This is a genomic window from Pseudomonas californiensis (assembly GCF_021147775.1).
GTDB lineage: Bacteria > Pseudomonadota > Gammaproteobacteria > Pseudomonadales > Pseudomonadaceae > Aquipseudomonas > Aquipseudomonas californiensis.
Map to the genome: position 1 here is coordinate 372844 of NZ_JAGTPK010000001.1, position 12107 is coordinate 384950.

The 12107-nt window shown below is 59.3% G+C and carries 16 protein-coding genes; 5 read left to right on the top strand and 11 right to left on the bottom strand.

The window, feature by feature from the left end:
- Positions 1-64: 64 nt before the first annotated feature.
- A complete protein-coding gene (gene mtgA / locus KDX37_RS01775) occupies positions 65-775 on the bottom strand; it encodes a monofunctional biosynthetic peptidoglycan transglycosylase (protein ID WP_231650917.1) in 711 nt (236 codons plus the stop codon).
- 80 nt (positions 776-855) lie between these two features.
- Here mtgA and KDX37_RS01780 point away from each other — a divergent pair, with 80 nt between their 5' ends.
- The 4 genes from KDX37_RS01780 to trmB all read left to right on the top strand — a co-directional run bounded on the left by KDX37_RS01780 (position 856) and on the right by trmB (position 3109).
- Complete coding sequence (locus KDX37_RS01780) at positions 856-1236, top strand: DUF423 domain-containing protein (RefSeq protein ID WP_231650918.1); 381 nt, start codon at positions 856-858, stop codon at positions 1234-1236.
- A gap of 81 nt (positions 1237-1317) precedes the next feature.
- On the top strand, positions 1318-1518 hold the full coding sequence (gene thiS, locus KDX37_RS01785; RefSeq protein WP_231650919.1) for a sulfur carrier protein ThiS: 201 nt from the start codon (positions 1318-1320) through the stop codon (positions 1516-1518).
- 51 nt (positions 1519-1569) lie between these two features.
- Complete coding sequence (locus tag KDX37_RS01790; protein ID WP_231650920.1) at positions 1570-2364, top strand: thiazole synthase; 795 nt, start codon at positions 1570-1572, stop codon at positions 2362-2364.
- A gap of 97 nt (positions 2365-2461) precedes the next feature.
- The gene (trmB, locus tag KDX37_RS01795; protein ID WP_231651016.1) at positions 2462-3109 is read left to right on the top strand and encodes a tRNA (guanosine(46)-N7)-methyltransferase TrmB; all 648 of its coding nucleotides are present in this window, start codon (positions 2462-2464) and stop codon (positions 3107-3109) included.
- 67 nt (positions 3110-3176) lie between these two features.
- On the opposite strand, the gene KDX37_RS01800 is transcribed toward trmB, so the two are convergent.
- The 9 genes from KDX37_RS01800 to KDX37_RS01840 form a co-directional block, all read right to left on the bottom strand.
- Positions 3177-3500 (bottom strand): DUF3392 domain-containing protein, encoded by a 324-nt coding sequence (locus KDX37_RS01800; RefSeq protein ID WP_231650922.1) that lies wholly within the window; start codon positions 3498-3500, stop codon positions 3177-3179.
- A 9-nt stretch (positions 3501-3509) separates the two neighbouring features.
- Complete coding sequence (gene hemW, locus KDX37_RS01805; protein WP_231650923.1) at positions 3510-4724, bottom strand: radical SAM family heme chaperone HemW; 1215 nt, start codon at positions 4722-4724, stop codon at positions 3510-3512.
- Complete coding sequence (rdgB, locus tag KDX37_RS01810) at positions 4721-5317, bottom strand: RdgB/HAM1 family non-canonical purine NTP pyrophosphatase (protein ID WP_231650924.1); 597 nt, start codon at positions 5315-5317, stop codon at positions 4721-4723. Before rdgB ends, hemW begins: the two co-directional genes overlap by 4 nt.
- On the bottom strand, positions 5314-5748 hold the full coding sequence (locus KDX37_RS01815) for a DUF4426 domain-containing protein (protein ID WP_231650925.1): 435 nt from the start codon (positions 5746-5748) through the stop codon (positions 5314-5316). The genes rdgB and KDX37_RS01815 overlap by 4 nt, the downstream gene beginning before the upstream one ends.
- 24 nt (positions 5749-5772) lie before the next feature.
- Positions 5773-6393: a methionine biosynthesis protein MetW gene (metW, locus tag KDX37_RS01820; protein WP_231650926.1), complete on the bottom strand. Its 621-nt coding sequence runs from the start codon at positions 6391-6393 to the stop codon at positions 5773-5775.
- A gap of 7 nt (positions 6394-6400) precedes the next feature.
- Positions 6401-7540 (bottom strand): homoserine O-succinyltransferase MetX, encoded by a 1140-nt coding sequence (metX, locus tag KDX37_RS01825; RefSeq protein WP_231650927.1) that lies wholly within the window; start codon positions 7538-7540, stop codon positions 6401-6403.
- A gap of 477 nt (positions 7541-8017) precedes the next feature.
- Positions 8018-8608, bottom strand: a complete 591-nt coding sequence (locus KDX37_RS01830) for a YggT family protein (protein WP_231650928.1) — start codon at positions 8606-8608, stop codon at positions 8018-8020.
- 26 nt (positions 8609-8634) lie between these two features.
- Positions 8635-9453, bottom strand: coding sequence for a pyrroline-5-carboxylate reductase (proC, locus tag KDX37_RS01835; protein ID WP_231650929.1), 819 nt, complete (start codon positions 9451-9453; stop codon positions 8635-8637).
- A 20-nt stretch (positions 9454-9473) separates the two neighbouring features.
- Positions 9474-10160 (bottom strand): YggS family pyridoxal phosphate-dependent enzyme, encoded by a 687-nt coding sequence (locus KDX37_RS01840; RefSeq protein WP_231650930.1) that lies wholly within the window; start codon positions 10158-10160, stop codon positions 9474-9476.
- A 55-nt stretch (positions 10161-10215) separates the two neighbouring features.
- Between KDX37_RS01840 and KDX37_RS01845 the strand changes: the two genes are divergently transcribed.
- A complete protein-coding gene (locus KDX37_RS01845) occupies positions 10216-11250 on the top strand; it encodes a type IV pilus twitching motility protein PilT (protein WP_231650931.1) in 1035 nt (344 codons plus the stop codon).
- Between the two features lie 66 nt (positions 11251-11316).
- Here the strand turns inward: KDX37_RS01845 and KDX37_RS01850 are convergent, their stop codons facing one another.
- Positions 11317-11997: a C40 family peptidase gene (locus KDX37_RS01850; protein WP_231650932.1), complete on the bottom strand. Its 681-nt coding sequence runs from the start codon at positions 11995-11997 to the stop codon at positions 11317-11319.
- Positions 11998-12107 lie beyond the last annotated feature (110 nt).

Here is a 12107-nt window from a genome sequence, read left to right on the forward strand (position 1 = left end):
GGGAGTAAAAGGTGCCCATGCGCGTTTGAACAGATGCAAGCGGTCAATCAGATAGAGCAGGCCGTCAGAAACGGCGGCTGTTGTTCAGATTGGCCAGATAGTCACTGCCACCCAGTTGGCGCATCTGCTGGCGGATCCAGCCGGCGCGGCGTGAGACATAGCTGCTGGGGTGGCTGGCACTCCACTGGCGCGGGTTGGGCAGGACGGCGGCCAGGTAGCTGGCCTGCTGAGTGGACAGGGCGCTGGCGTTGACCCTGAAGTGATGTTGCGCGGCGGCCTGAGCGCCGAATACGCCTTCGTCCCATTCGACACTGTTGAGGTAGACCTCAAGGATGCGCTCCTTGGACCATAGCAGCTCGATGAGCATCGTGAACCACGCTTCAAGCCCTTTGCGCAGGTAGCTGCGGCCGGACCACAGGAACAGGTTCTTCGACACCTGCTGGCTCAGCGTACTGGCGCCACGGATCGAACCGCCGCGTTCGTTGTGCAGGATGGCGGCCTGAATGGCATCGACGTCGAAACCCCAATGCTCTGCGAATTTCTGATCTTCGCCGGCAATGACCGCAATTTTCAGGTTGTCGGAAATCTTGTCCCACGGCTGCCAGTCGCGCTGCAGGTCAATCGGCTCGCCGTCGACCCAGGATTCGATCTTGCGTTCGACCATCAACGCCGTGCCCGGTGGCGGAACCCAGCGCAGGATCAAAACCAGAATGACACTGCCCGCTGCGAACCACAGCAGGGCTTTGACGATGCGACGAAGGAGAGACTGCAGCATAGAGATGGCTTGGCCGAACCCGTTGAGCGGGCCATTATACAGACCGTGCGTCTCAGGACGATTTTTCACTGGAGTTATCGATGCTTCGTAGCTTTTTGATGCTGGCCGCTTTCTTCGGCTTCACGGGCGTGGCGCTGGGTGCCTTTGCCGCTCACGGCCTTAAAGGCCGTCTGACTGCGGAATACCTGGCGATCTTCCAGACTGGCGTGCTCTATCAATTGGTGCACGCTCTGGCATTGCTGGGGGTCGCGGTACTGGCAGCTCAGCTTCCGGGGCGGCTGGTCACCTGGGCCGGGTTTTCCTTCGCGCTCGGCATTCTGCTGTTCTCGGGCAGCCTGTATGCGCTGACCCTGACCGGTATCAGCAAGCTGGGCATCATCACGCCGTTTGGCGGGCTGGCGTTTTTGTTTGGCTGGGCGACGTTGGGCCTGGCGGCATGGCGACTCGGTTCTGCGCCCTGAGACGAATGGCGTGGCTTTGCCTTGGTCATACCGGCTGATCGGGCTAGAATGCTGGCCCCCTAAAATGATGGCTGCTGTCGCATGCACATTCAGTTGAACGGTGAATCCTTTGAATTGCCCGATGGCGAAACCGTCGCGGCATTGTTGACCCGTCTGGACCTTGCCGGACGCCGGGTGGCCGTAGAGCTGAACCTGGATATCGTGCCGCGCAGTCAGCATGCGACCACCGTGCTGTCCGAAGGTGACCAGGTCGAAGTGGTCCATGCCATTGGCGGCGGCTAGTTCGCAGCTCCGCATGGCAATGCCCCATTCTGCAAGTTGAGAGGATCCCTGATGAGCAATGTTCGCAGCGACAAGCCATTCGTTCTGGCCGGCCGGACCTTTGAGTCGCGCCTGTTGGTTGGCACCGGCAAATACATCGACATGGAGCAGACCCGCCTGGCCATTGAGGCCTCGGGGGCCGAGATTGTAACGGTTGCCGTGCGTCGTACCAATCTGGGGCAGAACCCTGGCGAGCCGAACCTGCTGGATGTACTGCCGCCTGACCGCTACACCATTCTGCCGAACACGGCTGGCTGCTTCGACGCGGTCGAGGCCGTGCGCACGTGCCGCCTGTCCCGCGAGCTGCTCGACGGGCGCAATCTGGTGAAGCTGGAAGTGCTCGCCGACCAGAAGACCCTGTTCCCTAACGTGATCGAAACCCTGAAAGCCGCTGAAGTGCTGGTAAAAGACGGTTTCGACGTGATGGTGTACACCAGTGATGATCCGATCATTGCCCGTCAACTGGCGGAAATCGGCTGCATCGCGATCATGCCGCTGGCTGGTTTGATTGGCAGCGGCCTCGGGATCTGCAATCCCTACAACCTGCAGATCATTCTGGAAGAAACCAAAGTTCCGGTGCTGGTCGATGCCGGTGTCGGTACTGCCTCCGACGCCACCATCGCCATGGAGCTGGGCTGTGAAGCCGTACTGATGAACTCGGCCATCGCTCATGCCCAGCAGCCGATCATGATGGCTGAAGCCATGAAGCACGCTGTAATTGCCGGTCGTCTGGCGTACCTCGCCGGGCGTATGCCCAGAAAACTCTATGCCAGCGCATCTTCGCCGCTGGATGGCCTGATCAAGTAAGAGCCCGTTGATGACTGATTCGCACGTTCCGCACCCCGAGTCGCCTGCTACCGAAGAAGGCGAAGAGCGCCATCACCGCCGCATCAAGAGTTTCGTGATGCGCGCTGGCCGGATGACTGAAGGCCAGCAACGCGGTCTGGACCAGGGGCGCCCGCAGTTCGGCCTGGAGTTGACTGACGCACCGGTCGATTTCGACCAGGTATTTGGCCGCTCCGCGCCACGCACGCTGGAAATCGGTTTCGGCATGGGGCAATCGTTGCTGGAAATGGCGGCCGCTGCGCCGGAACACGACTTTATCGGTGTCGAGGTGCATTACCCGGGCGTAGGCGCGCTGCTTAATGGTGTGCTGACTCAGGGCCTGACCAACGTCCGTGTCTACGATTGCGACGCTATCGAAGTGCTGAACCGTTGCATCGCCGATAACAGCCTCGACCGACTGATGCTGTTTTTTCCGGACCCGTGGCACAAGAGCCGTCACCACAAGCGACGTATCGTGCAGCCTGAGTTTGCTGCATTGGTGCGCAGCAAGCTGAAAGTGGGCGGCGTGTTCCACATGGCCACGGATTGGGGCCCTTACGCCGAGTTCATGCTCGAAGTCATGAGCGTAGCGCCGGGCTATCGCAATCAGGCCGAGGACAATCAGTATGTTCCGCGTCCGACCGAGCGTCCGATCACCAAGTTCGAACGCCGTGGCGAGCGTCTTGGGCACGGCGTCTGGGATTTGAAATTCGAAAAGGTCGATTGATGCCTGGCATCTGAACAATCTACTGTTTGCGGACTGGAACAGCGCCTTTCAGTCCGCAACATCGACATCATTTCCTGTCTGCAATCACCCCGATCAACACCAGCACGACCAGCAGCACCGGTGCGAGGCTGTAGTTGTTGAACTGGCTCAGGCCACGGATCACCCAAGGTGTGGCGTAGATCAGCGCCAGGCCACTGCCGACGGTGCACAGCAAGGCAATGAGCGGGATGCGCAATGCGCCGGTCATGCTGCCAATACGCTGTTCGATCCAGCCTTTGACGTCCGACCCGAACAGCACCAGCAGGCAGCCCACCAGGGCGAGCGCGATTTCCGAAAGGTTGCTGCGACTCCAGCGCGAGACGGTGGCGAGCAGATCAAGTACGAAATCCATGCAGGGTCCTTAGATCAGAAAGTATTGCAGCAGGTCATTGAGGAATAGCTGGCCTTGCGGCGTCGCGACCAGACGTTGCGGATCATCAAGCAACAGACCGCGTTGTTCGGCCTGTTTGCGGGCACTGGCCAGCGAGTCGACGCTTAGACCGGTTCTTTCACGAAATAATGCAGCCTCTACACCATTTGTCAGTCGTAACGCGTTCATCAGGAATTCAAAGGGCAATTCATCCAGTGGCAACAGCTTGGCGCCGGCCTGAAAGGGCTTGTCCGGGTTGAGGTAATCCTTGGGCAAGCGGGTCTTCCATGTTCGGAAAATACGTCCGTCCAGATGACTCAACTTGCCATGTGCCCCAGCGCCGATACCGATGAAATCCCCGAATGCCCAATAATTCAGGTTGTGCCGTGCGGGCTTGCCCGGCTGGGCGTATGCGGAAACTTCGTATTGCGCATACCCATGAGTGGCCAGAAGTTGCTGACCGGTTTCCTGAATATCCCAAAGAATGTCGTCTTCTGGCAGCACCGGCGGTTGATTCCAGAACACCGTATTGGGCTCCAGCGTCAGCTGATACCAGGACAGATGGGTGGGTGCCAAGGCAATGGCTTGCTGCAAGTCGCCCAGCGCTTCGTCCTGCGACTGATCCGGCAGGCCATGCATCAGGTCCAGATTGAAGTTGTCGAAACCGGCCTGACGCGCCATGTCCGCCGCGCGAATGGCTTCGTCGCCATTGTGGATGCGGCCCAGCGCCTTGAGCTTTGACTCCTGAAAGCTCTGGATCCCGATCGACAGCCGATTGATGCCCAGCGCGCGATAGGCGCTGAATTTGGCCTGTTCGAAAGTGCCAGGATTGGCTTCGAGCGTGATCTCGATGTCGCTGGCAAAGCGGATGCGCTGTTCCACACCCTTGAGCAGGCGCCCCAGCGCCTCGGCGCTGAACAGGCTGGGTGTGCCGCCGCCAAAGAATATCGACTGCAGTTCACGGCCATAGACATGCGGCAGGTCCAGGTCCAGATCGGCGAGCAGCGCGTCGACGTATTCCTGTTCCGGCAGCACAGGGCTTGCAGTGTGAGAGTTGAAATCGCAGTACGGGCATTTGCGCACGCACCACGGGATGTGGATGTACAACGACAGAGGCGGCAAGTGTGGCAATGCAGGCCGCGGGGGCTCGGACGAGAAGCCGGCCTCGCCGAGAAACAGCGGCTGTGCAGACGGATCGTGGATCATTGCAGGCCCAGACGCTGACGCAACAGCACCATGGCACGTGCCCGATGGCTGAGCTGGTTTTTCTCGACAGGGCTCAATTCAGCACTCGAGCATTCACGCTCAGGCACCCAGAACAACGGGTCATAGCCGAAGCCATGTCCGCCACTGGCCGCATGCAGGATGCGCCCGTGCCATAGGCCTTCGCACAGGATCGGCAACGGGTCATCGGCGTGCCGCACCAGCGCCAGCACGCACACGAACTGAGCGCCACGCTGCTCGTCGGGCACGTCTTTCAGCGCCTCAAGCAGCTTGGCGTTGTTGGCGGCATCGCCCTGGCCGTCGGCGTAGCGAGCGGAGTAAATGCCCGGCGCTCCGCCGAGAAAGTCCACTGCCAGTCCGGAATCGTCAGCCAACGCGGGCAAGCCCGACAGGCGCGCCGCGTTACGTGCCTTGAGAATGGCGTTCTCGACAAAGGACAGGCCGGTCTCTTCTGGCTCTACCTGGCTGAATTCGCCGACCGAGCGCAGCGTGACGCTGCCGCCGAGCATGGCCTGCAGTTCTTTGAGTTTGCCGCCGTTGTGGCTGGCCAATACAAGTTGAGTAAGGTTCATCATTGGCCCGGAAAGAGTTCCTGATTGAAGCTGAAACGGTGGGTGTCACCGCCCGTCTGGACGATGATCTCGAAAATGCGTATTTCCTGTTGAGGTACAGGGTACTGCGCGATGTAGCTGACTGCGCCGTACTCGTGGATCTGCTTGAAGCTCAGTGCCACTGGGTCGGTTGTCAGGGTTTTGATCGTACCGCTGACCTGCGCCACCTGCGGCTTGCCGTTTCGAATGATCGAAAGGCTGATCACGCCCTGCTGCTTGCTGCGCAGCACTTCAACGTTGCGCGCTATGTCTGGCTGCAGGGCTGTCGAATTGAACGTGTTGTAGTGAACGGTGACCTCACCAAACGTTTCCTGACGATTGCCCTTGATCGCGTCCGCCGCGAGGGCTGGACCGATCAGGCTGGTCATCAGCAGCGAAACAGCGAGGCACCGCATGCCGTTCTCCTCGAAGACGCTACGTTACACCGCAATCCTGTGGTCCGACAGGCCTGGGCTGGTGACCCGGTAAATGCCGATTTCACCCAACAGGTTAGGCCAGAGCCTACTCGCCCACCCATGACGGTGCTGCTGGTCGACGGCCAGCCTGTCGAGGACCTGCGCATCGCGTTCGCGGCACAGGGCTTCGAAGTCTTCAAAGGTGCAGAAGTGAATGTTCGGCGTGTTGTACCAGGTGTAGGGCAGAAACTCGGACACCGGCATGCGGCCCTTGCTCGCCAGATACCAACGGCAGCGCCAGTGACCGAAGTTGGGAAAGGTGATGATGCACTGGCGTCCGACCCGCAGCATTTCGTCGAGAATTCGGTCCGGGTAATGCACAGCCTGCAGAGCCTGGGTCATCACCACTACATCGAAACTGTTGCTGGCGAAATTGCCCAGCCCCTTGTCGAGGTCCTGCTCGATGACGTTGATGCCTTTGGCGACGCACTCGGCAATGTTATTGGCGTCGTTTTCCAGCCCGTAACCGGTGACTTGCTTGTTATCGCGCAGCCAGGTCAGCAGTTCGCCGTCACCACAGCCCAGGTCGAGCACTCGGCTGCCTGCGGGGATCCATTCCTGGATGATTTCCAGATCGGCTCTCATGACATCCTCACAACGAAATCCGGTTCATGTAATTACTGAAAGCCTGCAAGTAGCGCGGGATCGGTATCAGAAAGGCGTCGTGCCCTTGCGGCGCGTCGATTTCCAGATAGCAGACGTCCTTGCGAGCAGCCATCAGCGCATCGACCAGTTCGCGTGAACGGGCAGGCGAGAAGCGCCAGTCAGTGGTGAACGACATGACGCAGAACCTGGCCGTCGCGTTGGCGAAGGTCTTGGCCAGATCGTCATTGAAGTTGGCGGCGGGGTCGAAGTAATCCAGCGCCTTGGTCATCAGCAGGTAGGTGTTGGCGTCAAAGCGCCCGGAGAATTCTTCTCCCTGATAACGCAGGTAACTTTCCACCTGAAACTCGACGCTGTGGAAGTCGTAATTGAGCTTTTCACTCTTCAGACCACGCCCGAATTTTTCACCCATGGAGTCATCGGACAGATAGGTGATGTGCCCGACCATGCGCGCGAGCATCAGGCCGCGCTTGGGGATCACGCCGCGCTCCTGGAACGAACCGCCGTGAAACTCGGGGTCAGTGAGGATGGCCTGACGTGCGACTTCGTTGAAGGCGATGTTTTGTGCCGACAGTTTGGGCGCCGAAGCAATTGCCAGGCAGTGGCGCACGCGATCCGGGTAACTGATGGTCCATTGCAGCGCCTGCATGCCGCCCAGGCTGCCACCGATGACGGCTGCCCACTGTGCAATGCCCAGCACGTCGGCCAGTCTGGCCTGACTGTTGACCCAGTCTTCCACGGTTACCACCGGGAAGTTGGCGCCGAACGGCTTGCCGGTGTCCGGGTCGATGCTGCTTGGGCCGGTCGAACCGTTGCAGCCACCCAGATTGTTGAGGCTGACGACGAAAAACTTGTTGGTGTCGATAGGCTTGCCTGGGCCAATACAACTGTCCCACCAGCCGGGCTTGCGGTCGTCAGGGCTATGAAAGCCTGCGGCATGATGGTGCCCGGACAGCGCGTGGCAAATCAGCACGGCGTTGCTGGCCGTGGCGTTGAGTTGGCCGTAGGTTTCGTAAATCAGATCGTAAGCAGGCAACGAACGGCCGCATGCCAACGCCAGAGGCTCGCTGAAATGCGCCAGTTGCGGTGTGATCAGACCGACAGAATCATGTGGGAAGACCGTGGGCATCGACCCTGCTCTCGCTTGAATGAGGCGTAAGTCTAAAGACCGTGGGGGGCAGCGGCAATAAGTGAATGTTTGTGGCGGTCCGGAGAGCTTGATTCATCCTCGCGAGCGGTACTGGCAGTTCATCAGCATTGTCCAGCAAGCTGTCCCACCAAAGTCCGTCTCCCGACTACAAAGTGAGATGGGCGGCGTTCCGTTTGCTCAGGAGATTGAGCCGCACCGGGCCATGGATGGCCCGTTGCGGCGACCGCCGGATCAGGGTCAGGGAGAAGGAATCTGCCGCAGGCGGACCCAACCGGAGCCTGAGGGTTTGCCTGCTTTGACCCCATCAAAGCAGGTCGCCGTAAGGGCGAAAAAGTGACTTGAGTCGATCACACAGGTCACTGGGTAGACAGTTCAGAGAGTCCAACCATTGCGCCAGATGGGCCAACCGCCCGTCAGCCTTGGCGAGCAGGTCGGCGTGTAACCGGGGCTGACTGATTACATCAGCAAACGCAGCACGTTTGGCATGTCACTCATGGCGGCCAGGTTGTTGATGACCAGCATGTCCAGCAGCTTGAGCACCAAAAACGCCAGGATCGGCGAGATGTCCAGGCCGCCCAAGCTGGGAACAATCTTGCGGAACGGCGCCAGTGCAGGCTCGCAGATCTGGTTGACCAGCTCCGCGCCAGGGTTATGGCTGCCCGGTGCGACCCACGACAGGATCACGCTGATAATCAGGGCAAAGAAGAAAATCTTCAGGAACAGCGCGGTCACGCTGATGATGGACCAGAGCAGCAAGTGCAGCGGATCACCCGTGGTGCCGAATACCAGCAACAGAGTCAGTGCGATCAGAACCATTTGCACGATGATCGCCAACACCAGCGACGACATGTCCAGCCCGAACACGCTTGGGATGATACGGCGCAGTGGCTTGAGCAGCGGCTGAGTGGCGCGCACGATGAACTGGCTCAGCGGGTTATAGAAGTTCGCACGCACCAGCTGCAGGACGAAGCGCAGCAGGATGATCAGCAGGTACAGGCTGCCGAGTGTTTGCAGAACGTAAACTGCAGCGGTGTTCAATCCGATCATTAATGTGCTCCAAAAGACCTGAAAAATTATTTGCCCAGTTGTTCGGCCAACTCTGCCGAGCGGTGGTCCGCGGCGCTTAACGCCGTCTCAACCAACGCTTCAAAATGACCCGCCTGAAACGCCTTGATGGCGGCTTCAGTGGTTCCGCCGGGCGAGGACACGCGGCGGCGCAACTCGGCAGCGTCGACCTCGCTTCCGGTAGCGATCAATGCAGCGCCCAGCGCTGTTTGCAGGGTGAGTTTTTTGGCGATGTCTTCCGGCAGGCCCAGTTTCACGCCTGCTGCGGTCATCGCTTCCATCATCAGGAAAAAGTACGCAGGCCCGCTGCCAGACACGGCAGTGACCGCATTCATCTGCTGTTCCTGCTCGACCCAGACCGCGATGCCGACTGCCGATGCCAGTTGCTCGGCTTGCTCACGTTGTGCAGCCGTTACTTTGTCGGTGGCGTACAAACCACTGGCGCCTTGGCGCAGCAACGATGGCGTGTTTGGCATGCAGCGCACCACGGGCCGTTCGCCCAGCCAATCTGTCAGGCTGGCGCAGGTGATGCCAGCGGCTACCGAGACGATCAATTGATGAGTTTCAAGGCTTGGCTTGAGTGCCTGAGCCACGGTTTTCATCATCTGTGGCTTGACTGCCAGGACAACGACGTCAGCGCCTTTGACCGCCTGTGCGTTGTCGGCGAATACCTCAATGCCATGTTCAGTCGTGACGCGTTCACGGGTCTCGGCGCCGGGCGCGCTGGCACAGAGCGACGACGCCTCGATACCTTGAGCGCGCAGGCCGCCGATCAGGCTGGCCGCCATGTTACCGGCGCCGATGAAGGCAATACGGGTCTTGCTCATGAATAGGTTCCTTGTAGGGGTTATGGCTGACCGTAGTCGCGGGCGCCAAAGAGGGCAGTGCCTATCCGCACCCAGGTTGCGCCTTGTGCAATGGCGGCTTCCAGGTCGTGGCTCATGCCCATGGAAAGTGTGTCGAGCTCAAGGTTCAGGCTTTCCTGCAAGGTCCGTACGGTCGCGAAGGCCGCAGCCTGCGCCGCCGGGTCCTCTGTGGGCTCGGGAATCGCCATCAGGCCGCGCAGTTTCACTCTCGGCAACGCCATGACGGCCGCCGCCAGCTGCGGCAGGTCTTGCGGCGTACAGCCAGACTTGCTGGCCTCGCCGCTGACGTTGACCTGAATGCACAGGTTGAGCGGCTCGAGGCCTTCAGGGCGTTGCTCGGAAAGGCGTTGAGCGATCTTGAGGCGATCCACGGAGTGCACCCAGGAGAAGTTTTCGGCGATAGCGCGCGTCTTGTTCGATTGAATGGGGCCGATGAAGTGCCAGCACAAGGGCAGGTCTGCCAATTCGACCTGTTTACTCAGCGCTTCCTGCAAATAGTTCTCGCCAAAATCGCGGAGCCCGGCGGCGTGAGCTTCCCTCAGATCGCTCGCAGGCTTGGTTTTACTCACCGCCAGCAGGCCAACCGAAGCCGGATCACGGTGCGCCGCGAGGGCCGCCGTACGAATTCGCTGTTCGAGCGTTGAAATGTTCGCTGCTATCGTAGACATTGATTTGCGCCAGCAAGGCTAAAGTCTGCGGCATTCTATGTGATTGAGGAGCTGTATGGATATTACCGAGCTGCTGGCCTTCAGTGCCAAACAAGGCGCGTCGGATTTGCACCTCTCTGCAGGCCTGCCGCCGATGATTCGGGTCGACGGTGATGTGCGGCGGATCAACCTGCCACCGCTTGATGCGAAAGAAGTCAAAGCGCTGATCTACGACATCATGAACGACAAGCAGCGTCAGGATTTCGAGGAATATCTGGAAACAGACTTTTCGTTTGAAGTACCCGGTGTCGCGCGTTTCCGCGTCAATGCGTTCAACCAGAATCGTGGCGCGGGCGCGGTGTTTCGAACCATTCCTTCGAAAATCCTGAACATGGAAGATCTGGGCATGGGCAGTATTTTTCGAAAGATCACCGATGTGCCACGGGGCCTTGTTCTGGTCACCGGCCCGACCGGTTCAGGCAAGTCGACGACTCTGGCGGCGATGATCGACTACCTGAACTGCAACAAGCATCACCATATTCTGACCATCGAAGATCCTATCGAATTTGTGCATGAGTCCAAAAAGTGCCTGGTCAACCAGCGTGAGGTGCATCGCGATACGCTCGGTTTTTCGGAGGCATTGCGCTCGGCCCTGCGTGAAGACCCGGACGTGATTCTGGTCGGCGAGCTGCGTGACCTGGAAACCATTCGCCTGGCATTGACGGCGGCGGAAACGGGTCACCTGGTGTTTGGCACCTTGCACACGACATCGGCGGCCAAAACCATCGACCGTGTGGTTGACGTATTCCCTGCTCAGGAAAAATCCATGATTCGCTCGATGCTCTCGGAGTCGTTGCACGCCGTGGTGTCGCAGTCGCTGCTCAAGAAAGTCGGCGGCGGGCGGGTGGCAGCTCACGAGATCATGATGGGCACTCCTGCGATCCGTAACCTGATCCGTGAGGACAAGGTGGCGCAGATGTACTCGGCGATTCAAACCGGTGGTTCGCTGGGCATGCAGACGTTGGATATGTGTTTGGCTGACCTGGTGAAGAAAGGCCTGATTACCCGCGAAAGCGCACGAGAGAAGGCCAAGGTGCCGGACAACTTCTGATCGGCACTGGCTTGAATCGGTGTTGAAGAGGGGAGCAGGCCTGCGCAGAAGGCAGGCCTGTCAGGATCAGCGTTGCACGACGCGCATTTGATTCTGCTGTTTTGGCAGAACGCGCTTGGCGACTTTGTAATGGCTGTTCCAGTACGGCTTCTTCAAGGTATCGACCGTTACAGCCTTGCCAAGACGCGGCGCGTGTACAAAGCGGTAGTTGCCCAGATAAATGGCAACGTGATTGATGTTGCGGCTCTTGATGTTGAAGAACAGCAGATCACCCGGTTTCAGGTCCTTGCGATCCACTGTCTGGCCGTGACCCTGCGCCATGGCGTTGGAGGTGCGGGGCAGATCGACTTCACGCACGTCACTGAAGGCGTACTTGACCAGCCCACTGCAATCCAGACCTTTACCCGGTGTTGTACCGCCCCAGCGGTACGGGGTGCCAACGGCCTGCAGCGCACGTTTTACAACGGCGTTGCCTTGTTTGGCATTACCGGCAACGGACGCTTGAGCGCCAGCAGCCTTGGAATTCTTTCGGGGTGCCGGCGTCTGAACAGCGCGGCCGTTGTGAATCTTGAGAGGGACTGAAGCTGCTTCCTGGGGTGCATTGCGAGTCGCGATGGTCGGCGAAAGGTGGCTCTTGGCGGTGTAGCCCGAGAAGCTCGCAGGAAGCTGTTGCTCACGATTGGTGGCGTGGGCGGCCAGTGGCATAAATAGGCAAATGGTTAGCCATGTCTTGAAAAAAGGACGCATTCGGCAGGGCTCATAGTGGTCAGCGCGCAACTTTATAACAGCTTTTTCGAAAAACCTGACCCCATTTGTCGAGTGGATCACACTGGCAGCATTACGTTTTGTGCGAGAGA